This is a genomic window from Enterobacter sp. JMULE2 (assembly GCF_013337145.1).
Classification (GTDB): Bacteria; Pseudomonadota; Gammaproteobacteria; order Enterobacterales; family Enterobacteriaceae; genus Enterobacter; species Enterobacter mori.
In genome coordinates this window covers 212,615-234,773 of the sequence record NZ_SGWD01000011.1, presented here as the reverse complement: position 1 = coordinate 234,773, position 22,159 = coordinate 212,615, and the positions used below count along the sequence as shown (strand labels likewise).

General features: G+C 56.6%; 18 protein-coding genes. 11 read left to right on the top strand and 7 right to left on the bottom strand.

What is annotated here, in order from left to right; translation table 11 throughout:
- The first annotated feature begins 116 nt into the window (after positions 1 to 116).
- Positions 117 to 2,669 (top strand): peptidoglycan glycosyltransferase/peptidoglycan DD-transpeptidase MrcA, encoded by a 2,553-nt coding sequence (mrcA, locus tag EXW94_RS09635; RefSeq protein WP_120159449.1) that lies wholly within the window; start codon positions 117 to 119, stop codon positions 2,667 to 2,669.
- 79 nt (positions 2,670 to 2,748) lie between these two features.
- On the opposite strand, the gene nudE is transcribed toward mrcA, so the two are convergent.
- Positions 2,749 to 3,309: an ADP compounds hydrolase NudE gene (gene nudE / locus EXW94_RS09630; protein WP_010436390.1), complete on the bottom strand. Its 561-nt coding sequence runs from the start codon at positions 3,307 to 3,309 to the stop codon at positions 2,749 to 2,751.
- A gap of 321 nt (positions 3,310 to 3,630) precedes the next feature.
- Here nudE and EXW94_RS09625 point away from each other — a divergent pair, with 321 nt between their 5' ends.
- The 4 genes from EXW94_RS09625 to hslO all read left to right on the top strand — a co-directional run bounded on the left by EXW94_RS09625 (position 3,631) and on the right by hslO (position 7,818).
- Positions 3,631 to 5,769: an intracellular growth attenuator family protein gene (locus tag EXW94_RS09625; RefSeq protein WP_089598562.1), complete on the top strand. Its 2,139-nt coding sequence runs from the start codon at positions 3,631 to 3,633 to the stop codon at positions 5,767 to 5,769.
- A 64-nt stretch (positions 5,770 to 5,833) separates the two neighbouring features.
- The gene (gene yrfG / locus EXW94_RS09620; protein ID WP_100167351.1) at positions 5,834 to 6,517 is read left to right on the top strand and encodes a GMP/IMP nucleotidase; all 684 of its coding nucleotides are present in this window, start codon (positions 5,834 to 5,836) and stop codon (positions 6,515 to 6,517) included.
- A complete protein-coding gene (gene hslR / locus EXW94_RS09615; RefSeq protein WP_010436398.1) occupies positions 6,514 to 6,915 on the top strand; it encodes a ribosome-associated heat shock protein Hsp15 in 402 nt (133 codons plus the stop codon). Before yrfG ends, hslR begins: the two co-directional genes overlap by 4 nt.
- Positions 6,916 to 6,939: 24 nt before the next feature.
- A complete protein-coding gene (gene hslO / locus EXW94_RS09610) occupies positions 6,940 to 7,818 on the top strand; it encodes an Hsp33 family molecular chaperone HslO (protein WP_217436400.1) in 879 nt (292 codons plus the stop codon).
- 122 nt (positions 7,819 to 7,940) lie between these two features.
- On the opposite strand, the gene EXW94_RS28195 is transcribed toward hslO, so the two are convergent.
- Positions 7,941 to 8,351: a hypothetical protein gene (locus tag EXW94_RS28195; protein ID WP_254797825.1), complete on the bottom strand. Its 411-nt coding sequence runs from the start codon at positions 8,349 to 8,351 to the stop codon at positions 7,941 to 7,943.
- Positions 8,293 to 9,696 (bottom strand): DUF4153 domain-containing protein, encoded by a 1,404-nt coding sequence (locus EXW94_RS09605; RefSeq protein ID WP_254797824.1) that lies wholly within the window; start codon positions 9,694 to 9,696, stop codon positions 8,293 to 8,295. Before EXW94_RS09605 ends, EXW94_RS28195 begins: the two co-directional genes overlap by 59 nt.
- 376 nt (positions 9,697 to 10,072) lie before the next feature.
- On the opposite strand from EXW94_RS09605, the gene pckA reads away from it, so the two are divergent.
- On the top strand, positions 10,073 to 11,692 hold the full coding sequence (gene pckA, locus EXW94_RS09600) for a phosphoenolpyruvate carboxykinase (ATP) (RefSeq protein WP_120159447.1): 1,620 nt from the start codon (positions 10,073 to 10,075) through the stop codon (positions 11,690 to 11,692).
- A gap of 66 nt (positions 11,693 to 11,758) precedes the next feature.
- Here the strand turns inward: pckA and envZ are convergent, their stop codons facing one another.
- Positions 11,759 to 13,105, bottom strand: coding sequence for a two-component system sensor histidine kinase EnvZ (gene envZ / locus EXW94_RS09595; RefSeq protein WP_023309494.1), 1,347 nt, complete (start codon positions 13,103 to 13,105; stop codon positions 11,759 to 11,761).
- Positions 13,102 to 13,821, bottom strand: coding sequence for a two-component system response regulator OmpR (ompR, locus tag EXW94_RS09590; protein ID WP_001157751.1), 720 nt, complete (start codon positions 13,819 to 13,821; stop codon positions 13,102 to 13,104). The genes envZ and ompR overlap by 4 nt, the downstream gene beginning before the upstream one ends.
- Before the next feature lie 228 nt (positions 13,822 to 14,049).
- Between ompR and greB the strand changes: the two genes are divergently transcribed.
- Entirely contained in the window at positions 14,050 to 14,523 is a 474-nt protein-coding gene (gene greB, locus EXW94_RS09585; protein ID WP_010436410.1) for a transcription elongation factor GreB, read from the top strand.
- Positions 14,524 to 14,610: 87 nt separating this feature from the next.
- The gene (locus EXW94_RS09580) at positions 14,611 to 16,941 is read left to right on the top strand and encodes a Tex family protein (RefSeq protein WP_126816066.1); all 2,331 of its coding nucleotides are present in this window, start codon (positions 14,611 to 14,613) and stop codon (positions 16,939 to 16,941) included.
- Positions 16,942 to 17,020: 79 nt separating this feature from the next.
- Here EXW94_RS09580 and EXW94_RS09575 read toward each other — a convergent pair whose 3' ends face one another.
- Positions 17,021 to 18,178 (bottom strand): DDE-type integrase/transposase/recombinase, encoded by a 1,158-nt coding sequence (locus tag EXW94_RS09575; protein ID WP_174339330.1) that lies wholly within the window; start codon positions 18,176 to 18,178, stop codon positions 17,021 to 17,023.
- 380 nt (positions 18,179 to 18,558) lie between these two features.
- Between EXW94_RS09575 and feoA the strand changes: the two genes are divergently transcribed.
- From feoA to feoC, 3 genes are read left to right on the top strand one after another with little or no spacing between them, the layout of a single operon-like run.
- Positions 18,559 to 18,786: a ferrous iron transporter A gene (gene feoA, locus EXW94_RS09570; RefSeq protein ID WP_010436417.1), complete on the top strand. Its 228-nt coding sequence runs from the start codon at positions 18,559 to 18,561 to the stop codon at positions 18,784 to 18,786.
- 29 nt (positions 18,787 to 18,815) lie between these two features.
- Positions 18,816 to 21,134 (top strand): Fe(2+) transporter permease subunit FeoB, encoded by a 2,319-nt coding sequence (feoB, locus tag EXW94_RS09565; protein WP_174340026.1) that lies wholly within the window; start codon positions 18,816 to 18,818, stop codon positions 21,132 to 21,134.
- 11 nt (positions 21,135 to 21,145) lie between these two features.
- A complete protein-coding gene (feoC, locus tag EXW94_RS09560) occupies positions 21,146 to 21,385 on the top strand; it encodes a [Fe-S]-dependent transcriptional repressor FeoC (RefSeq protein ID WP_010436421.1) in 240 nt (79 codons plus the stop codon).
- Here the strand turns inward: feoC and bioH are convergent.
- Entirely contained in the window at positions 21,357 to 22,139 is a 783-nt protein-coding gene (bioH, locus tag EXW94_RS09555; protein ID WP_108417711.1) for a pimeloyl-ACP methyl ester esterase BioH, read from the bottom strand. The genes feoC and bioH overlap by 29 nt on opposite strands.
- Positions 22,140 to 22,159: the final 20 nt, after the last annotated feature.

Below are 22,159 nucleotides of genomic sequence, written 5' to 3'. Positions count from 1 at the left end.
CACGATCTCCTTATCGCCCGTCAGAGTGACGGCTATATCAATGAATCAGGCTTGCCTTTATACTACCGCGCGATTGTTTAGAAACTGCCCAAGTGAAACCAGATGGGAAATCTCCGGTGAAGTTCGTAAAGTATTTATTGATCCTTGCAGTCTGTTGCATTCTGCTGGGAGCAGGCTCGATTTATGGTTTGTACAAATATATTGAGCCGCAGCTACCTGATGTCGCCACGCTTCGTGATGTGCGACTCCAGATCCCAATGCAGGTCTATAGCGCCGATGGCGAGCTCATGGCGCAATATGGCGAAAAACGCCGTATCCCGCTGACCTTAAAGCAAATTCCTCCCGTGATGGTGAACGCTTTTATCGCCACCGAGGACAGCCGTTTTTACGAGCACCACGGCGTCGATCCGGTGGGGATTTTCCGCGCCGCCAGCATAGCGTTGTTCTCCGGTCATGCCTCTCAGGGGGCCAGTACCATTACGCAGCAGCTGGCGCGTAACTTCTTCCTCAGCCCTGAAAAGACGCTGACGCGTAAGATCAAAGAGGTGTTCCTCGCGATCCGCATCGAGCAGTTGCTGAGCAAAGACGAGATCCTTGAGCTTTACCTCAACAAAATCTATCTCGGTTACCGCGCCTATGGCGTTGGCGCTGCTGCGCAGGTGTACTTCGGTAAGCCGGTAGAACAACTCACGCTGAGCGAAATGGCGACCATCGCCGGTCTGCCGAAAGCGCCATCCACGTTCAACCCGCTCTACTCCATGGACCGTGCGACTGCGCGTCGTAACGTGGTGCTGTCGCGTATGCTGAGCGAAGGCTACATCAGCCAGACCGAGTACGACCAGGCACGCAGCGATGTTATCGACGCCAACTACCATGCGCCGGAAATCGCCTTCTCCTCACCGTATCTCACCGAGATGGTTCGTCAGGAGATGGTGAGCCGTTATGGCGAGAAGGCCTATGAAGACGGCTATCGCGTATACACCACAGTGACCCGCAAAGTTCAGCAGGCGGCACAGCAGGCCGTGCGTAACAACGTGATGGATTACGACATGCGCCACGGCTACCGCGGCCCGTCGAACGTGTTGTGGAAAGTGGGCGAAAGCGCGTGGGACAGCAAGAAAATCACCGACTCGCTGAAAACACTACCAACCTATGGCCCGCTGCTGCCAGCCGTTGTCACACAGGCCGATCCGCAGGAGGCCGTCGCTCTGCTGGCTGACGGCACGTCCGTCTCGCTGCGAATGGACGGGATCCGCTGGGCCCGTCCGTACCGCTCTGACACGCTGCAAGGCCCGACGCCGCGCAAAGTGACAGACGCGGTGCAGACGGGTCAGCAAATCTGGGTTCGCCAGGTGGGCGATGCGTGGTGGCTGGCACAGGTGCCAGACGTGAACTCCGCGCTCGTCTCCATTAATCCGCAAAACGGTGCGGTGATGGCGCTGGTCGGCGGGTTTGACTTCAACCAGAGCAAATTTAACCGTGCCACTCAGGCGCTGCGTCAGGTTGGCTCTAACATCAAGCCGTTCCTCTACACCGCCGCGATGGATAAAGGGCTGACGCTCGCCAGTATTCTCAACGACGTACCGATTTCCCGCTGGGATGCCGGTGCGGGTTCTGACTGGCAGCCGAAGAACTCTCCACCGCAATATGCAGGCCCAATTCGTCTTCGTCAGGGTCTGGGACAGTCGAAAAACGTGGTGATGGTTCGCGCCATGCGCGCCATGGGCGTTGACTATGCGGCAGAGTATCTGCAGCGCTTCGGCTTCCCGGCGCAGAATATCGTCCATACCGAATCGCTGGCGCTGGGCTCCGCGTCCTTTACGCCGCTTCAGGTCGCGCGCGGTTATGCGGTAATGACGAACGGCGGGTTCCTGATCGATCCGTACTTCATCAGTAAAATTGAGAACGACCAGGGCGGCGTGCTGTTCGAGGCGAAACCAAAAATCGCCTGTGCAGAGTGCGATATTCCGGTCATTTACGGCGATACGCAGAAGTCTAACGTACTTGAAAACAAAGACATGGAAGATGTCGCCATTTCTCAGGAACAGCAGAACTCAGCGGTACCACAGCCTCAGCTGGAGCAGGCTAATCAGGCGCTGGTTGCCCAGACCGGTGCGCAGGAGTATGCCCCGCACGTGATCAACACGCCGCTGTCGTTCCTGATTAAGAGCGCGCTGAATACCAATATCTTTGGTGAACCGGGCTGGCAAGGCACCGGCTGGCGTGCCGGACGTGATCTGCAGCGCCGCGACATCGGTGGGAAAACGGGGACCACCAACAGCTCGAAAGATGCGTGGTTCTCCGGTTACGGGCCGGGTGTGGTCACTTCTGTCTGGATCGGCTTTGACGATCACCGCCGCGATTTGGGTCGCACCACCGCCTCCGGCGCGATTAAAGATCAGATCTCCGGTTACGAAGGCGGCGCGAAGAGTGCGCAACCGGCGTGGGATGCATACATGAAATCCGTTCTGGAAGGCGTGCCGGAGCAGCCGCTAACGCCTCCGCCGGGCATTGTGACGGTCAACATTGACCGCAACACCGGGCAGCTCGCCAATGGCGGAAATAGCCGTGAAGAGTATTTCATCGAAGGCACGCAGCCAACCAGGCAGGCGGTGCATGAGGTGGGAACAGAAATTATCGATAACGGCGAAACGCACGAGTTGTTTTAAGCATAAAAATGCCCGGTAAAAACCGGGCAAAGAATTCCAGGCCGGGTAAGGCGAAGCCGCCACCCGGCTTTTTTATGGCCTACAGCCGCCCCTGCCCTTTCAACCACTCGCGTACCAGGAACAGGGCGCTCACGTTACGCGCTTCGTTAAAGTCTGGATCTTCCAGTAAATCCATCAGGTGCGCCAGCGGCCAGCGAACCTGCGGCAGCGGCTCCGGCTCGTCTCCTTCCAGCGATTCTGGATAGAGATCTTCCGCCACCACGATATTCATTTTGCTGGAAAAATAGGACGGTGCCATGCTCAGTTTTTTCAGGAACGACAGCTCATTCGCGCCAAAACCGACCTCTTCTTTCAGTTCACGGTTGGCGGCTTCGAAAACCGTCTCGCCAGGATCGATCAGTCCCTTGGAGAATCCAAGTTCGTAAGATTCAGTTCCTACCGCGTATTCACGGATCAAGATCAGGTGATCGTCAACGATGGGGACAATCATCACTGCTTCACGCGAAGAGGGGCGCATACGTTCGTAAACGCGACGCACACCGTTGCTGAACTCCAGGTCCACACTTTCCACATTAAACAGGCGCGATTTAGCGACGGTTTCAACGCTCAGAATGGTGGGTTTTTGTAGTGGTTTGCTCATCTTGACGGGTCTTTGCTGTGTGAACTGGCGTTATTGTGCGATATGCCGCACGGTTTGGGCAATGTCAATTGTACTTTATTTACATTTATGCAACGTAACTGGAATCAATCCTTAATTCAAAACAAATGTCAAGAGGTTGAAATGTTTCCAGGAATTTGCTGATATCGCGCCATCACAGGCTTTGCTATTATCATCGGTCACTGGGATGCGCTTCAGAATGCTCAAGTTCGACTCCATACTTGCCGATAGCCAACCACAGACTCTCATTCATGTTAAAGGTGCTACTGACTACACCTGTAAGATAAGTAAGATGGGGAAAGCATGAGCACCATTTTGATTGTTCTCACTGCTATGCTGGCCGCCGCGCTGGTTGCAGGGTGGGCGTACAGGCGTCGCGTACAGCGTCGATATCGACTGCCCTTTTTAAACGCTTTTGCGGGTGCGACGACACGTAAGCTCGCGCCTGAAGAACGCAGCGCCATTGAACACTACCTCGATAACCTGAACCGCGCTCAGCAGTCGCCAGGGCCAACGGGTGCCAGTACTGCGCCGGTTTCCCTCAATCTTAACGCACAAAGCGACACCGTGCTCTGCGTGACGCGCTCGATCACCCGTTACGGCATTACGACTGACGACCCTAACAAATGGCGTTATTACCTGGATTCTGTCGAGGTCCATCTCCCGCCATTCTGGGAACAGTACATTAATGATGAAAACAGCGTAGAGCTGATTCATACCGACTCCCTGCCGCTGGTTATCTCGCTAAACGGCCATCACCTCAATGAGTACGTGCATGAAGCGCCGCGCTTCGCTCTGGAACGGGCAAGTTCAACGCAGGCCAGCATTCGCGGTGAAGAGACAGAGCAGATTGAACTGCTGAACATTCGTCAGGAGACGCATGAAGAGTACGCCTTAAGCCGTCCGGATGGTATTCGTGAAGCGGTGCTGATTGTTGCGGCATTTCTGCTCTTTTTCTTCTGTCTGCTCACGCCAGATGTTTTCGTTCCCTGGCTGGCGGGCGGCGCAGTTCTGCTCCTGGCGGCCGGATTGTGGGGTCTGTTTGCCCCTCCGACGAAAACGTCGCTGCGTGAAATTCACTGCCTGCGTGGAACGCCAAAGCGCTGGGGTCTCTTCGGCGAGAACGATCAGGAGCATCTCAATAATATCTCGCTCGGTATTATCGACCTTATCTATCCGCGCCACTGGCAGCCGTGGATCGCCCAGGATTTAGGGCATAAAACCGATATCGATATCTACCTCGACCGCCACGTGGTGCGTCAGGGGCGTTATCTGTCTCTGCATGATGAAGTGAAAAACTTCCCGCTTCAGCACTGGCTTCGCAGCACGGTCATTGCTGGCGGCGCAGCGCTGGTCTTTTTGATGCTGCTACTTTTCGTGCCGCTGGATATGCCCATTAAGTTCACCCTGTCATGGATTAAAGGGGCGCAGACGGTGGAAGCCACCAGCGTGAAGCAATTGGAAGACGCCGGCATACGCGTGGGTGATACGCTGCGTCTGCAAGGGACCGGAATGTGTAACATCCATGCGCCTGGCGCATGGAACACGCGTCAGAATTCGCCGTTTATGCCGTTTGATTGTTCGCAAATTATCTGGAACGATGCGCCTCCGCTGCCGCTGCCTGAATCCGATGTCGTGAATAAAGCCACGGCGCTCACCGAGACGGTCAGCCGCCAGCTGCATCCGAAACCGGATGACGATTCCCGCGTTAGCCCTGCCCTGCGTTCGGCAATTCAGAAATCTGGCATGGTACTGCTGGATGACTTTGGTGAAATCGTTCTGAAAACAGAGGATCTCTGTTCTGCTCAGGACGAGTGCGTGCGGCTTAAAAATGCACTGGTGAATCTCGGGAACAGCAAGGACTGGGATGCACTGGTGAAACGCGCGGAAGCAGGACGCCTGGACGGCGTCAACGTGCTGCTGCGTCCGGTCAGCGCTGAATCTCTGGATAACCTGGTCGCCACCTCCACCGCGCCGTTTGTGATGCGCGAAACCACCCGAGCAGCCCAGGCGTTAAACAGCCCGGCTCCGGGCGGCTTTGTGATTGTCAGCGATGAGGGGAGCGATCTGGTTGATCAGCCTTATCCGCAAGTTGCGTTATATGACTACCCGGCTCAGGAGCAGTGGGGAGAGTTCCAGCGCCTTGCTCAAATGCTGATGCAAACGCCGTTCAGCGCGGAAGGGATCGTCACACGTATCTTCACAGACGCCAATGGCACGCGCCATGTCGACCTGCACCGAATGCCGGATAGCGCAGGATTGTGGCGTTATATCGGCACCTCTCTGCTGATGATGGCGATGCTGGCATGCATTTTCTGGAACGGCTTTATGGCCTTGCGCCGCTATCAGCGTTCGCGCACCCGGCTTGCTGAGATTCAGCAGTATTACGAAAATTGCCTCAATCCTAAACTCATCTCATCCTCTGAGAGCCTGATCGGATAACGTCACTGCGCGGCAAGTTGTGCTACCCTGTCGCGCACGTTTCTTCTGGCTGGAGTTCCCCTAAATGCATCTTGATATTGCCTGGCAGGAGGTCGATACCGTCCTGCTGGATATGGACGGCACGCTGCTTGATCTCGCCTTTGATAACTTTTTCTGGCAACAACTGGTGCCCGAAACATACGGTAAACAGCAGGGTATCTCTCCGGCAGAAGCGCAGGAATTCATTCGTTCGCAATATAGCGCCGTGCAGCATACGCTAAACTGGTACTGTCTGGACTACTGGAGCGAGCGCCTCGGTTTGGATATTTGTGCCATGACCACCGCCCAAGGGCCACGCGCGGTACTGCGCGACGATACGGTGCCGTTCCTGGATGCCCTGAAAGCCAGCGGTAAGCGCCGCATTTTGCTGACTAACGCGCATCCTCATAATCTGGCCGTGAAGCTGGAACATACCGGTCTGGCGTCACACCTTGATTTATTACTTTCCACCCACACATTTGGTTATCCGAAAGAGGATCAGCGGTTGTGGCATGCGGTGGCGGAAGAGACCGGTTTGCAGCCGGAACGTACGCTGTTTATTGACGACAGCGAGCCTATTCTGGATGCCGCCGCGACGTTTGGCATTCGCTATTGTCTGGGCGTGACCAATCCTGATTCCGGACTGGCTGAAAAAAGCTACCTGCGGCATCCGGGGCTGAACGACTATCGCCGGATGATCCCCTCACTCACCGTGAAGGAGACGCCATGAAAGAAAAAGCCTCTGATGGGGTAAGACTGGATAAATGGCTATGGGCGGCCCGGTTTTATAAAACGCGCGCCCTTGCCCGCGAAATGGTTGATGGTGGCAAAGTGCATTACAACGGTCAGCGCAGCAAGCCGAGCAAGATGGTTGAGCTGAATGCCACCTTAACGCTGCGCCAGGGTAATGATGAAAAAACGGTAGTGATTAAAGCCATTACCGAACAGCGACGTCCCGCAACCGAAGCCACACAGCTTTATGAAGAGACAGCTGAAAGCATTGAAAAGCGTGAGAAAACCGCGCTGGCGCGCAAAATGAACGCGCTGACGATGCCTCACCCGGACCGGCGACCGGATAAAAAAGAGCGCCGCGATCTGATGAAATTTAAACACGGTGAGACCGAGTAACCCTCACCTGCACGAGAGATGAAAATGGCCCAACACGACCAATTACACCGCTATCTGTTTGAACAATTCGCCGTGCGCGGCGAGCTGGTCACCGTATCCGAAACCTGGAAACAGATTCTGGAAAACCACAACTACCCGCTGCCGGTGAAAACCCTGTTGGGCGAACTGCTGGTTGCCACCAGCCTGCTGACCGCCACGCTAAAATTCGCTGGTGATATCACCGTGCAGCTGCAGGGTGACGGCCCGATGACGCTGGCGGTGATCAACGGCAACAACCAGCAGCAGATGCGCGGCGTTGCACGCGTTCAGGGCGAAGTCCCTGAAAATGCGGATCTGAAAACGCTGGTCGGCAATGGCTATCTGGTGATCACCATCTCCCCGGAGGAAGGCGAGCGCTATCAGGGCGTGGTCGGGCTGGAAGGCGATACCCTGTCAGCCTGCCTGGAAGACTACTTCATGCGGTCTGAACAGCTGCCAACCCGTCTGTTCATCCGCACCGGTGAAGTTGACGGTCAGCCTGCTGCTGGCGGTATGCTGCTGCAGGTTCTGCCTGCACAGGATGCGCAGACCAATGATTTTGAGCACCTGGCGACCCTGACCGAAACCGTCAAAGCAGAAGAGCTCTTCAACCTGTCGGCGACCGACGTGCTGTGGCGTCTGTACCACGAAGAAGAAGTGACGGTATACGACCCGCAGGCCGTGGAGTTCAAGTGCACCTGCTCCCGCGAGCGCTGCGCGGGCGCCCTGAAAACGCTGCCTGACGAAGAGATCGACAGCATCATGGCGGAAGACGGTGAAATCGACATGCACTGTGACTACTGCGGTACGCACTACGTGTTCAATTCGATGGATATCGCCGAGATCCGCAATAACGCCTCCCCGGCGGATCCGCAGGTTCACTAAGATCTGAGCCTGTCGCCCGGCGGCGCTATGCTTGCACGGGCCTACAATGAATTGTGCAATATTTTGATATTATTGCCAATTGTAGGCCGGGTAAGCGTAGCGCCACCCGGCAAGAAAGAGCGCTAACGCCACTGCGCGTTGTTGTAACTGTCGTAACTCATATCGACACGTTCCCCGAAAATCTCAATATCCGCCCAGGGCTTCACGACAGATTTCACCTTCCCCTGCCGTAATGCGCGGTCAAGTTCTTCTCTGGTCAACCCCTCCGGCATTTTCCACGCGTCCCCGGCGATCCTCCAGCCTGTGTCGGTTCGTGTGTAGGCCATTATGGTGCGATCGGTAAATTGATATAGAACGGCTTCCGGCTTGCCGTCTCCGTTTAGATCAAGCGGCATGAGTAAACAGTTACTCTGGGCGCTATCGCAGCTCTCAAAGCGATACTGATTGCTGAGCATGGCTTGCCACAATGCCTTATCAGGACGGGCCATTCCCGGCGCAAGCTGGATCTGTTTTTCCAGCATCGCGGCGGTCATCTTCCCTGCCCTCACGGCTTCCAGAGAGCAGACCCTTTACCTCACGCTGGCGTTTTGGGTTAGCGATAAACTGCGGATCGTTTTGAAGCGTGAGCATTGCCTCTCGACCCTTTCGTCCGGCGTTGCTGAGCATGTACAGGCTAACCTGATCCGCGGTTATTCTGCCGTCCTGATAGCGGGCCATATGGCTTGCAACGCTGATACGCCATGGGTCAAGCACAGGGGTGTGGATCAAAATCAGGAAGGCGAGAGAAAGCAAACCAGCGGCCGGTGTAACGTACGCCTGAATCTTCTGCGGTTCACGGCGGTTAAACACAATGCTGACGCAAAAACCGACGGCCCATACCAGCGCCACCGTCGTTATCAGCACGCCGTAAAGACGCTCTGGCGACCAGCCGTACTGTGAAATACGCAGCCAAAGTGCCCAGGCTGCGAGGACGGGATAAGCAGGCGAGATAGCGACGGCAAGTCGAACCATTCCACGAAGGGGTGCGAAGTAAGGAAGCGCTTGACGTTGCGGATGCCAGACTATTGTTACCAGAAATAACAGCAATAGCGCTAGCGTGGTTAACAATCCCGCTGCGGATATCCGCGCTGAAATGGCCTCAAAGCCAACAAAGGGCAATGCGACAATAAAGAGCAGCGCCAGTGCTGCCATCAGGGGAAGCAGGCCAGTTGCAATAAGCGTGAGCAGCTTCTGCAATGCCAGAATCAGCCGTACCTGGACGCGGGCCAGCACTGCTGCACTTGCCGAAACCACGCCAATCGCCACTGAAATAAACCAGTCAGTATTGAAGAAAAGGCGATCAAAAAAGCGTATTCCAATGAGTTCGAACAGTTCAGCCCAGAGGAAAAGCACCAGCCAGAAGAGGCCATTCGAAACAAAAACGAGGAGTAATGTCAGGGCGTTATGCCAGTTTTTATCGTAGAAATCGCTGTAAAACGGATCCGTGGACACGGGCTCCAGACGCCTTTGAAGCCATGGCAGCAGGAAAAGCGTCATCAGCAGAAGGTGAACGCCGAAAAAGAGCACGGCATCTCTGATATCCCAACTCTCCAGCCCGGCAACGCTCCACTTAAGCCAGCCCCCCATACCCGCGACAGCCACACCAATAATCCCCAGCGCCAGCCACAAAAGCGGCTTTCTGATCGAGGTAATTGAAAGTGAGAACGTGGTGGTCATCATCACGGTGGCGGGTATCACGCACAGTAACCACAGCGTATCTGAGGGCAATTTTGCGTAGTCGATATACCACGTGATTAAATAGCAAATCACTCCCTGTAATGCGCCCGCCAGCACGATAGTGACGCACGTAGAAGGGGATAACGTTTCGCTGTTTTCCATCTTTCATCCCTTATTCACGAAAAGCCTATTCTCCCACCAACGGGACTCACTGGCGTCCACCCCAAAATCCGAAATCTTTTTAGCAAGAGACATGAATCGTTTTTCATACTGTAACCATTACGTAATTTTCTTACGTGTATGCGATTACATTCACATTCCTTCGGTTAAATTCACCAGCCCTTAACCTTTTAGGAACATTTTCCACAACCAAAAAGCGATTCCTGCGATAATCCGCCTGCGCTGTGACTGGAGTCGCAGCGTTTTCCGTTAGTAAGGGTTTTGTCCAGATACGTAAATCTATGAGCCCCGTCGCGGTTAACAACCTCAGAAAAACCCTACAATTTCAGGCAGTACATATTGGCTAAGGAGCAGTGATATGCGTGTTACTGGTTTAACCCCGCAAGATCTCATGGCTTATGGTATTCACGACGTCCAGGAAATCGTCTACAACCCCGATTACGATACGCTGTATCAGGAAGAGCTCAATCCAGCACTGGAAGGATACGAGCGAGGTGTGTTGACAAACCTTGGTGCTATCGCCGTCGATACCGGTATTTTTACCGGTCGTTCGCCGAAAGATAAGTATATCGTCCGAGACGAAACCACCCGCGATACGCTGTGGTGGGCTGATAAGGGCAAAGGGAAGAACGACAACAAACCGCTCTCCCCGGAGACCTGGCAGCATCTGAAAGGGCTCGTCACTCACCAACTCTCCGGCAAGCGCCTGTTCATTATCGACGCTTTCTGCGGCGCTAACGCCGACACCCGACTTTCCGTGCGTTTCATTACCGAAGTGGCCTGGCAGGCGCATTTCGTGAAAAACATGTTTATTCGTCCTACCGACGAAGAGCTGCAGGACTTCACCCCAGATTTCATCGTGATGAACGGTGCGAAATGCACGAATCCACAGTGGAAAGAGCAGGGTCTGAACTCCGAAAACTTTGTTGCCTTCAACCTGACCGAGCGTATCCAGCTGATTGGCGGTACCTGGTACGGCGGCGAGATGAAGAAAGGGATGTTCTCGGTCATGAACTACCTGCTGCCGCTGCGCGGTATCGCCTCCATGCACTGCTCGGCGAACGTCGGCGAGAAAGGCGACGTGGCGGTATTCTTCGGCCTGTCCGGCACCGGTAAAACTACCCTGTCCACGGATCCGAAACGTCGTCTCATTGGCGATGACGAACACGGCTGGGACGACGATGGCGTGTTTAACTTCGAAGGCGGCTGCTACGCGAAGACCATTCGCCTGTCTGAAGAGGCAGAACCGGATATCTTCCACGCGATCCGCCGCGATGCGCTGCTGGAAAACGTCACCGTGCGTGCAGACGGCTCCATCGACTTCGACGATGCGTCGAAAACGGAAAACACCCGCGTCTCTTACCCGATCTACCACATCGACAATATCGTGAAGCCGGTTTCAAAAGCGGGTCATGCTACGAAGGTGATTTTCCTGACGGCGGATGCGTTCGGCGTGCTGCCACCGGTTTCCCGCCTGACTGCCAGCCAGACGCAGTACCACTTCCTCTCGGGCTTTACCGCCAAGCTGGCGGGTACCGAGCGCGGCGTGACCGAGCCAACCCCAACCTTCTCCGCCTGCTTCGGCGCGGCCTTCCTGTCGCTGCACCCGACGCAGTACGCTGAAGTGCTGGTGAAACGCATGCAGGCATCCGGCGCGCAGGCTTACCTGGTGAACACCGGCTGGAACGGTACCGGCAAACGTATCTCCATCAAGGATACCCGCGCGATTATCGACGCGATTCTGGATGGTTCTCTGGACGACGCTGAAACCTTCACGCTGCCAATGTTTGACCTGGCGATCCCAACGTCGCTGCCGGGTGTGGATACGCATATCCTCGACCCGCGCAATACGTACGGTTCGCCGGAGCAGTGGCGTGAGAAAGCGGAATCGCTGGCGAAGCTGTTTATCGAGAACTTCGAGAAGTACACCGATACCCCGGCGGGTGCTGCGCTGGTGAGTGCGGGTCCAAAACTGTAGTCCATGTCGGGTGGCGGCTTCGCCTTACCCGACCTACAAAAAAGGGTGGCGAGTGCCACCCTTTTTTTAACTCTCTTTCACCTGCCCCCGCGTCACCGGTACCGGCAGCCAGGCGCGAATGCTCAGCCCACCCCGTTCGCTGGTGCCAATCTCCAGCAATCCGTTATGGTTATCGATAATACGCTGCACAATCGCCAGGCCTAAACCGGTTCCGCTGGTGCTGCGCGCGCTGTCGCCACGCACAAACGGCTGGAACAGATGCTTACGCTGCTCAGGCTTAATGCCAGGGCCATCGTCTTCCACCTGGAACCAGGCGCGGTTGAGTTCAGACCCGCTGCTGACTTTAATCCAGCCATTGCCGTAGCGAGCCGCGTTGACCACCATGTTCGCCACTGCACGTTTGATGGAGAGCGGGTGCATGCGTACCTGGATCTCCCCCGCCTGCAGGTCGGTATCAATTTCACGCTCGTAGCCGCTCTCCGCCGCCACCACCTCGCCCAGCACCGCGTTCAGGTCAGCCATTTCCATCGGCATCTCCTGCCCGGTGCGCAGGTAATCGATGAACTGCTCAATGATGGCGTTACACTCTTCGATGTCCTTATTGATGGACTCGGCAAGGTAACCGTCCTCTTCCCCCATCATCTCCGTCGCCAGACGAATACGCGTCAGCGGCGTGCGCAGGTCATGGCTAACCCCCGCCATCAGCAGCGTACGGTCATCCGCCAGCTGCTTCACGCCTGCCGCCATATGGTTAAACGCACGCGTTACCGAACGCACTTCTGAGGCGCCATACTCGCGCAGCGGTGGAGGAATTATCCCTTTACCGACCTGCAGCGCCGCGTGCTCCAGGTCGACCAGCGGTCGGTTCTGTATACGGATAAACAGCCACGCGCCACCTATCGCCAGCAGCATGATGGCCAGTGTGTAGCGGAACAGCGGCGAGAAGTCGCCCTGATGGATTTCGGTCAGCGGGACGCGCACCCAGATGTTGGGTGAGAGCCAGGTTTTCAGCCAGACGACGGGCGAGCTTTTGTTGACCTCAACGCGCACTTCCGTTGGGCCGCCCAATTGCTGCGCCATCTGCTGGCTGAGGAATTCGTAGTGCTGTGCCCAGCGCAGGCCAGCGTCTTCCGCCGCTTCGTTGGAGTAGAGCGAAATGCCCAGTTCACGGTAGATTTCACGGCGAAACGCCGGGGGAACAACCAGCTGCGTGCCGTCCTCCAGCTGCAGCTTATCGGTCATCAGCATACGGACTTCGTAGGCAAGGACCTTATTAAACTGCTGGAGGCTCGGCAGGATCGCAAAGTTCAGCACCACCAGATAGGTCGTCACCAGGCTGACGAACAGCAGGGTGACGATCAATAACAGGGTGCGGGCAAACGAGCTTCGCGGCGAGAAGCGCATTCGCCTCATGCTTTAGAGCCGTCCGGGACAAACACGTAGCCCAGACCCCACACGGTCTGAATATAACGAGGATGCGCAGGATCTTCTTCCACCATGCGGCGCAGGCGGGAAATCTGCACGTCGATGGAGCGTTCCATTGCGGAGTATTCGCGACCGCGCGCCAGGTTCATCAGCTTGTCACGGGAGAGCGGCTCACGCGGGTGGCTGACCAGCGCTTTCAGTACCGCAAACTCGCCGCTGGTGAGCGGCATTGGCTCGTCTTCACGGAACATCTCACGGGTGCCGAGGTTCAGCTTGAACTTACCGAAGGCAATCACCGCTTCTTCCTGGGAAGGAGCGCCCGGCAGTTCGTTCGCCTGACGGCGCAGCACGGCGCGAATACGCGCCAGCAGTTCACGCGGGTTAAACGGTTTTGGAATGTAGTCGTCTGCGCCAATTTCGAGGCCCACGATACGGTCAACCTCTTCGCCCTTCGCCGTCACCATGATGATTGGCATCGGGTTGCTCTGGCTGCGCAGACGGCGGCAGATGGAAAGCCCGTCTTCGCCCGGTAGCATCAGGTCAAGGACCATCAGGTGGAAAGATTCACGGGTCAGCAGACGGTCCATCTGCTCAGCGTTCGCGACGCTACGAACCTGGAAGCCCTGCTCGGTCAGATAACGCTCAAGCAGCGCGCGCAGGCGCATGTCGTCATCCACGACCAGAATTTTGTAGTTTTCTTGCATTGTGTGTACTCCCAAAGGTTCGGATAGTCTTTGTAACAGCGTATTCTAAAAAAGTGCACGTATTCGACCAGCTAATTCTGGTATAAATTCTAGTCGAAATTGTTACAAAGCATATTTAACAGCAGCTTATCTGCTCATTTCATCACATAAATCATTATTAATCCTGTCTGTTACACTGTGTGGTACGTATTGTGCGCAAGACAGTAAACCGGCAGCAAAGGCTTCACCATGAAAACGCCCCTGATCACCCGCGAAGGGTACGAGAAACTCAAAAAAGAGATGGATTACCTGTGGCGCGAAGAGCGTCCCGAGGTGACCAAAAAAGTCACCTGGGCCGCAAGCCTGGGCGATCGCAGCGAAAATGCGGATTACCAGTACAACAAAAAGCGACTGCGTGAGATCGACCGCCGGGTTCGCTACCTGACGAAGTGCCTTGAGAACCTGAAAATTGTCGATTACTCCCCGCAGCAGGAGGGCAAAGTGTTCTTCGGCGCGTGGGTTGAAATTGAAAACGATGACGGCAACACCCTGCGGTTTCGCATTGTTGGCTACGATGAAATTTTTGGTCGTAAGGATTACATCTCCATCGACTCACCCATGGCGCGTGCGCTGCTGAAAAAGGAGGTGGGCGATCTGGCCGTCGTTCAGACCCCTTCCGGTGAAGCCAGCTGGTACGTGAACGAAATCGAGTACGTTAAATAGTCCGAGAGCGCCCTCCCCGGCTGGCATTTTGCCGTGTCAGCCCGTATAACTATCCCCTGATTTTTCGACTCAACAGATGATAAAGCCATGATGAAAGATTCGCTCTGCCGCATTATTGCGGGTGATATTCAGGCCAGAGCCGAACAGGTAGAAGCTGCCGTTCGCCTGCTTGATGAAGGGAACACCGTGCCGTTTATTGCACGCTATCGTAAGGAAGTCACCGGCGGTCTGGATGACACGCAGCTGCGTAACCTGGAGACCCGTCTGGGCTATTTGCGCGAGCTGGAAGAACGTCGTCAGGCGATCCTCAAATCCATCGGCGAACAGGGCAAACTGACCAGCGAGCTGGAAAGCGCCATTAACGGTACCCTGAGCAAAACCGAACTTGAAGATCTCTATCTGCCGTATAAACCGAAGCGCCGCACGCGCGGGCAGATTGCGATTGAAGCGGGCCTTGAGCCGCTGGCCGACCTGCTGTGGAACGAGCCGTCCCACGATCCCGATACCGAAGCGGCGAAATTTATCGACGCTGACAAAGGCGTAGCGGACACCAAAGCCGCCCTCGACGGCGCGCGCTACATTCTGATGGAGCGTTTCTCTGAAGACGCCGCCCTGCTCGCTAAAGTGCGTGATTACCTGTGGAAGAATGCCCACATCGTCTCTACCGTCGTCACGGGCAAAGAGGAAGAAGGCGCGAAATTCCGCGACTACTTCGATCACCACGAACCGATCTCAACCGCCCCTTCACACCGCGCGCTGGCGATGTTCCGCGGCCGCAACGAAGGCGTGCTCCAGCTCTCCCTGAACGCCGACCCGCAGTTTGACGAGCCGCCGAAAGAGAGCCACTGCGAGCAGATCATTATCGATCACCTCGGCCTGCGCCTGAACAACGCCCCGGCGGACAGCTGGCGTAAAGGCGTGGTGAGCTGGACCTGGCGTATTAAGGTGCTGATGCACCTCGAAACCGAGCTGATGGGCACCGTACGCGAGCGCGCCGAAGACGAAGCCATTAACGTTTTCGCCCGCAACCTGCACGACCTGCTGATGGCCGCCCCTGCTGGCCTGCGCGCGACCATGGGCCTCGATCCGGGCCTGCGTACCGGCGTGAAGGTTGCCGTCGTTGACGGCACCGGCAAGCTTGTCGCCACCGACACTATTTACCCGCACACCGGTCAGGCAGCGAAAGCGGCCGTCGTGGTGGCGGCGCTGTGCGAGAAGTACAACGTGGAACTGGTCGCCATCGGCAACGGTACGGCCTCACGCGAAACCGAGCGTTTCTACCTCGACGTGCAGAAACAGTTCCCGAAAGTGACGGCGCAGAAAGTGATCGTCAGCGAAGCGGGCGCATCCGTCTATTCCGCGTCTGAACTGGCAGCGCTGGAGTTCCCGGACCTGGACGTTTCCCTGCGCGGCGCGGTCTCTATCGCACGCCGTTTACAGGATCCGCTGGCCGAACTCGTTAAGATCGATCCGAAATCCATCGGCGTGGGCCAGTATCAGCACGACGTGAGTCAGACGCAGCTGGCGCGCAAGCTGGATGCAGTGGTGGAAGACTGCGTAAACGCCGTCGGCGTTGACCTGAACACCGCCTCCGTTCCCCTGCTGACCCGCGTGGCGGGCTTAACCCGCATGATGGCGCAGAACATCGTCGCCTGGCGTGATGAGAACGGCCAGTTCCAGAACCGTCAGCAGTTGCTGAAGGTGAGCCGTCTGGGGCCGAAAGCCTTTGAGCAGTGCGCGGGCTTCCTGCGTATCAACCACGGCGATAACCCGCTCGATGCCTCTACCGTTCACCCGGAAGCCTATCCTGTGGTGGAGCGCATTCTGGCCGCGACCCAGCAGGCGCTGAAAGACCTGATGGGCGACAGTAGCGCGCTGCGTAACCTGAAAGCATCGGATTTCACCGACGAGCAGTTTGGCGTGCCGACGGTTAGCGACATCATCAAAGAGCTGGAAAAACCGGGCCGCGATCCGCGCCCTGAGTTTAAAACCGCGACCTTTGCCGACGGCGTGGAGACCATGAACGACCTGCTGCCGGGCATGGTGCTGGAAGGTGCGGTCACTAACGTCACCAACTTTGGCGCGTTTGTGGATATCGGCGTGCATCAGGACGGTCTGGTCCATATCTCTTCCCTCGCCGACAAGTTCGTTGAAGACCCGCATACCGTGGTCAAAGCGGGCGATATCGTGAAGGTGAAAGTGCTGGAAGTGGATCTGCAGCGCAAGCGTATCGCCCTGACCATGCGTCTGGACGAGCAGCCGGGCGAAACCAACGCGCGCCGCGGCGGCAACGGCGGCGGTCGCGAGCAGCAGCGTCCGGCAGCGAAGGCCGCGAAACCGCGCGGGCGTGACGCGCAGCCTGCGGGCAACAGCGCGATGATGGATGCGCTGGCAGCGGCAATGGGTAAGAAACGCTAAGGTTGTCAATGCCCGGTGGCGCTACTGTATGACCGGATACATAGGTGACAGATCAGACCGGGAACATAGGTAACACTTTTCAGTCTATCCGGAGCACACTCTCGGTTTTTCGGTCGTAGTACGCAAGCGTTATTCCGTTAAAGATGATGGCCTCAAGGCCATCATCCTGTTCTTCCAGCATGATGTACTCATCAGTCAGCGCTTCACTCAGGAACACCGTCCCCTTTTTCCCCATATAGAGTGTCCCCCTCGATTTCACCCTGTAGACCGTACCGCCTTCCGGATACGCGTATTCAGGAACACGGCCATCCCAGTGTCGGTTCGAGGGGTGCCATACCGTTCCGGGCGTTGCACCCGCCAGAGCTTCATGCGGCCTTTCGTGGTTAAATTCTTCCCGGTAGTCACTGAACCACCGCTGTTGTTCTTCCATCGTCATGAAGGTGTTGCCCTGTTTCACCGCACTTTTCAGGGAGCGGTGCATTCGCTCATGACGGCCATTTTCTTCCGGATGCCCCTTCCTGATACGCTCAGGCCTGATGCCCAGCTTGATTAGCCAGACGGCAAGACGACTTAGTCCGGCTATCCCTGTTCCCGCGAAGGGCTGACCGTTATCGGTTCTGAGCACTTCCGGCAGACCGTATTCCAGGAACGCATCCGTCAGGCACTGTCTGACGAAGGGCTCACTCTCCCGGTCGGTTCCCCGGCAGCTCAGAAGATACCGGCTGTGATTGTCGGTCAGGGTGAAGGGATGGCAGTACTCTCTGCTCAGCAGCCTGAACTTGCCTTTAAAATCAGCGCTCCAGACCTGATTGTTCTCACTGATGGTGGTCAGGGGCTGGCGATTGCCCGGGGTCCTGCGTTTTCGCTTTTTATCCGGAACCAGGCCTTCACGCTTGAGGATATCGCCGATAGTGCTGGCAGCAGGTACGGTAAAATCGACATGATGATTGAGCAGCCACATCCGCAGTTTTTTCGGACCCCAGTCAGGGTGTTTTTGCCTCAGGGCCGTAAGCTGTCCGGCGATATCATCAGGAACCGTCCGGGAGTGGGAGTGTGGCGCGCGCGACCGGTCAGAGAGAGATGACAGGTCAGCGGGGTCAAAACGCTGAAGCCATTTATAGCCGGTTTTACGGCTGATGCCAAAAAGACGGCAAAGCGCGGAGAAGGAGTCCGTACCTGCATGGCAGGCACGGATAAAATCAAGGCGTTGCATAGGTCGGGTCTCAGTCCAGGGCATAGCGAGTCTCCTCTTCTATGCCAGTTATAACTGTTACCCATGTATCCGGTCTAAAGTGTTACCCATGTTTCCGGTTCATACCCTACGCTTACCGGGCCTACGATTTTGTAGGCCGGGCAAACGCAGTGCCGCCCGGCAAGCAGACCGCAGGGAATTAAAATAAATATGGTGACCCCATATTTAAACCACTATTTATCACTCCATTAACAAATAAGCTTTTTATTCCCTCCCGGGTAATTCTGCAAATATTGAGCAAGGTCAATCAGACCGCAAATTAATACGATTAACAACATTCCGTCACAGTTTTAATATTGCTGATAAAAACTATTCTCATTATCATCATTGTGTAGATTATTTAACCTCTCGTGGAATCAGGCGCTATGCAATTCACTCCAGACAGTGCATGGAAAATTACCGGTTTTACTCGTGAAATTAGCCCCGCCTATCGGCAAAAGCTCTTGTCACTTGGCATGCTACCCGGCTCGTCATTCCAGGTAGTACGCGTGGCCCCGCTGGGCGACCCCGTTCATATCGAAACCCGACGCGTCAATCTGGTACTGCGTAAGAAAGACCTCGCCTTAATTGAAGTCGAAGCGTTATCTCAATAACAAGCCAGCGGTTCAGTGAGTCTATTACAATGAAAAAATTAACTATTGGCTTAATTGGCAATCCTAATTCCGGCAAGACAACCTTATTTAATCAGTTAACCGGTGCGCGCCAGCGCGTCGGCAACTGGGCAGGCGTGACGGTTGAACGCAAAGAAGGCCAGTTCACGACGACGGACAATCAGGTCACGCTGGTTGACCTGCCGGGCACCTATTCGCTCACCACGATTTCATCCCAGACCTCGCTCGATGAGCAGATCGCCTGCCACTATATTCTGAGCGGCGATGCGGATCTGCTCATCAACGTGGTGGATGCGTCCAACCTTGAGCGCAATCTCTATCTGACGCTGCAGCTGCTTGAGCTGGGTATTCCCTGCATCGTGGCGCTTAACATGCTCGATATCGCAGAGAAGCAGAAATTGCGCATCGACGTCGATGCCCTCTCCGCCCGCCTGGGCTGCCCGGTGGTTCCGCTGGTCTCTACCCGCGGGCGCGGCATTGACGCCCTCAAGCTGGCCGTTGACCGCCACGCAGGTAACGCCAACGTTGAACTGGTGCACTACGCGCAGCCGCTGCTTCGCGAAGCCAGCCAGCTGGCGCAGGAGATGGACACCGCCATGCCTGCCAGACAGCGTCAATGGCTCGGCCTGCAGATGCTGGAAGGCGATATCTACAGCCGCGCCTATGCCGGTGACGCAGCAGATAAACTCGACGTGGCGCTGGCACGCCTGAGCGACGAGCTGGATGACCCGGCGCTGCACATCGCGGACGCGCGCTATCAGGCCATCGCCGCGATTTGCGACGTGGTCAGCAACGCCCTGACGGCGGAACCCAGCCGCTTTACCGCCGCCGTAGATAAGATTGTGCTCAACCGCTTCCTCGGTTTGCCCATCTTCCTGCTGGTGATGTACCTGATGTTCCTGCTTGCCATTAACATCGGCGGCGCGCTCCAGCCTGTCTTTGATGCCGGTTCCGTCGCGATATTCGTGCACGGTATCCAGTGGCTGGGCTATACCCTGCACTTCCCGGAATGGCTGACTATCTTCCTCGCCCAGGGGATTGGCGGCGGTATCAACACCGTGCTGCCGCTGGTGCCGCAGATCGGCATGATGTATCTGTTCCTCTCCTTCCTTGAAGACTCCGGCTATATGGCTCGCGCGGCGTTCGTGATGGATCGCCTGATGCAGGCGCTGGGGCTGCCGGGTAAATCCTTCGTGCCGCTGATCGTTGGCTTCGGCTGTAACGTGCCGTCGGTGATGGGTGCACGGACGCTTGATGCACCGCGCGAGCGGCTGATGACCATCATGATGGCGCCGTTTATGTCCTGCGGCGCGCGTCTGGCCATCTTTGCGGTCTTTGCCGCCGCTTTCTTTGGTCAGCAGGGCGCGCTGGCGGTCTTCTCGCTGTACGTGCTCGGCATCGTGATGGCAATCCTGACCGGTCTGATGCTGAAGCACACCATTATGCGCGGTGAAGCGTCACCGTTCGTGATGGAGCTGCCGGTTTACCACGTACCGCATCTGAAGAGCCTGGCGATCCAGACCTGGCAGCGCCTGAAAGGCTTCGTGCTGCGCGCCGGTAAAGTGATTGTCATCGTCAGTATCTTCCTGAGCGCGCTGAACAGCTTCACGTTGAGCGGTCAGGCGGCAGATAACATCAACGACTCTGCCCTCGCCTCCGTCAGCCGCGTCATCACGCCGGTCTTCAAACCGATTGGCGTGCAGGAGGATAACTGGCAGGCGACCGTTGGCCTGTTCACCGGCGCAATGGCGAAAGAGGTGGTTGTCGGGACGCTGAACACGCTCTACACCGCAGAGAACATTCAGGAGCAAGAGTTCAATCCGGCAGAGTTTCACCTCGGCGACGAACTGCTGGGTGCCGTTGAGGAAACCTGGCAGAGCCTGAAAGACACCTTCAGCCTGAGCGTGCTGGCGAATCCGATTGAGGCCAGCAAAGGCGACGGCGAAATGGCGACCGGCGCCATGGGCGTGATGAGCGAGAAATTCGGCAGTGCGTCAGCGGCCTACAGCTACCTCATCTTCGTGTTGCTGTACATTCCGTGCATCTCGGTAATGGGGGCGATTGCCCGTGAGTCCAGCCGCGGCTGGATGGGCTTCTCCATTCTGTGGGGGCTGAATATCGCTTACTCCCTGGCGACGGTGTTCTATCAGACCGTTAACTTCAGCCAGCACCCGCGTTACAGCCTGGTCTGCATCCTGGCGGTGATCCTGTTTAACGTGATGGTGATGGGCCTGCTGCGCCGGGCGCGGAGCCGCGTTGATATCAACCTGCTGGCGACGCGTAAAACGCCGACCTCCTGCTGCAACAGCCCGGCTGGCGACTGTCACTAAGGGGCAAACAGATGGCATCGTTGATTCAGGTTCGTGATTTACTGGCGTTACAGGGGCGCATGGAGGCAAAGCAGCTAAGCCTCAGCCTGCATACGCCCCAGCCGATGATCGATGCCATGCTGGAAAGACTCGAAGCGATGGGAAAAGCCGTGCGCATTCAGGAAGAGCCGGACGGTTGTTTGTCCGGCAGCTGTAAACGTTGCCCGGAAGGGAAAGCCTGTCTCAGGGAGTGGTGGGCACTGCGCGAATAAAGCCGGACAGCGCCGAACAAAACTCGCCAGGGTGCGAGATAAACGGCGCGTGTGCCGCTTTAGCGACCACCAACGATTGGCTCTCCGGCCACAGATCATCCAGCAGCGGAACCACCTTGCGCGGCACCAGCCCGTCCAGATAACCATAAATACGCAGATGCGGGACCGCCAGCGACGCCAGCGGTTCACGCAGATCGACCGTTTTCAGGATCTCAAGCCCCCCGTTAAGCACCTCAACGTCAGGCATCGGCAGCGAGAGCACGGTCTGTTTCAGCGTGCGCGCATCCTGACGCGCGGTTTCTGTTCCCATCGTCTGCAGCGCGAGAAAACGTTCCACCGTCCGCTGGAAGTCTTCGCTTAGCTGCTGCTGGAACCCGGCCAGCACTTCAGGCTTGATACCCGGCCACGCATCCTGCGCGCTAAAACTCGGGGACGAGGCCACGGTAACCAGCGCGCTCACGCGCCCGGGGTTATCCAGCGCAATTTTGCTTGCCACCAGCCCACCCAGGCTCCAGCCCAGCCAGACGGCGTTTTGCGGCGCGGCATCCAAAACCTGCTGCGCCATCTCATCAAGCGACATCGCGCCAAAGCCGCGGCTGCGGCCATAGCCCGGCAAATCCACCAGATGCAGCGTAAATTGCGAGGCGAGTTCCTCACTTACGCAACGCCACACTTCCGCATTCAGTCCCCATCCGTGCAGCAGCACAAGATGACAATTTCCCGTCCCGACGGTCTGCCACCACAGCGTCTTCATCAGCTATCGTTCTCTTTTTT

Excerpts from the sequence above, each read along its gene's own strand:
- EXW94_RS09605 (WP_254797824.1), bottom strand. The coding sequence starts at position 9,696 with ATGGAAAACAGCGAAACGTTATCCCCTTCTACGTGCGTCACTATCGTG.
- feoC (WP_010436421.1), top strand. The coding sequence starts at position 21,146 with ATGGCATCGTTGATTCAGGTTCGTGATTTACTGGCGTTACAGGGGCGC.
- envZ (WP_023309494.1), bottom strand. The coding sequence starts at position 13,105 with ATGAGGCGAATGCGCTTCTCGCCGCGAAGCTCGTTTGCCCGCACCCTG.
- EXW94_RS09625 (WP_089598562.1), top strand. The coding sequence starts at position 3,631 with ATGAGCACCATTTTGATTGTTCTCACTGCTATGCTGGCCGCCGCGCTG.
- bioH (WP_108417711.1), bottom strand. The coding sequence starts at position 22,139 with ATGAAGACGCTGTGGTGGCAGACCGTCGGGACGGGAAATTGTCATCTT.
- greB (WP_010436410.1), top strand. The coding sequence starts at position 14,050 with ATGAAAACGCCCCTGATCACCCGCGAAGGGTACGAGAAACTCAAAAAA.
- pckA (WP_120159447.1), top strand. The coding sequence starts at position 10,073 with ATGCGTGTTACTGGTTTAACCCCGCAAGATCTCATGGCTTATGGTATT.
- yrfG (WP_100167351.1), top strand. The coding sequence starts at position 5,834 with ATGCATCTTGATATTGCCTGGCAGGAGGTCGATACCGTCCTGCTGGAT.
- feoB (WP_174340026.1), top strand. The coding sequence starts at position 18,816 with ATGAAAAAATTAACTATTGGCTTAATTGGCAATCCTAATTCCGGCAAG.
- feoA (WP_010436417.1), top strand. The coding sequence starts at position 18,559 with ATGCAATTCACTCCAGACAGTGCATGGAAAATTACCGGTTTTACTCGT.
- EXW94_RS28195 (WP_254797825.1), bottom strand. The coding sequence starts at position 8,351 with ATGACCGCCGCGATGCTGGAAAAACAGATCCAGCTTGCGCCGGGAATG.
- nudE (WP_010436390.1), bottom strand. The coding sequence starts at position 3,309 with ATGAGCAAACCACTACAAAAACCCACCATTCTGAGCGTTGAAACCGTC.
- EXW94_RS09580 (WP_126816066.1), top strand. The coding sequence starts at position 14,611 with ATGATGAAAGATTCGCTCTGCCGCATTATTGCGGGTGATATTCAGGCC.
- hslO (WP_217436400.1), top strand. The coding sequence starts at position 6,940 with ATGGCCCAACACGACCAATTACACCGCTATCTGTTTGAACAATTCGCC.
- hslR (WP_010436398.1), top strand. The coding sequence starts at position 6,514 with ATGAAAGAAAAAGCCTCTGATGGGGTAAGACTGGATAAATGGCTATGG.
- ompR (WP_001157751.1), bottom strand. The coding sequence starts at position 13,821 with ATGCAAGAAAACTACAAAATTCTGGTCGTGGATGACGACATGCGCCTG.
- EXW94_RS09575 (WP_174339330.1), bottom strand. The coding sequence starts at position 18,178 with ATGCCCTGGACTGAGACCCGACCTATGCAACGCCTTGATTTTATCCGT.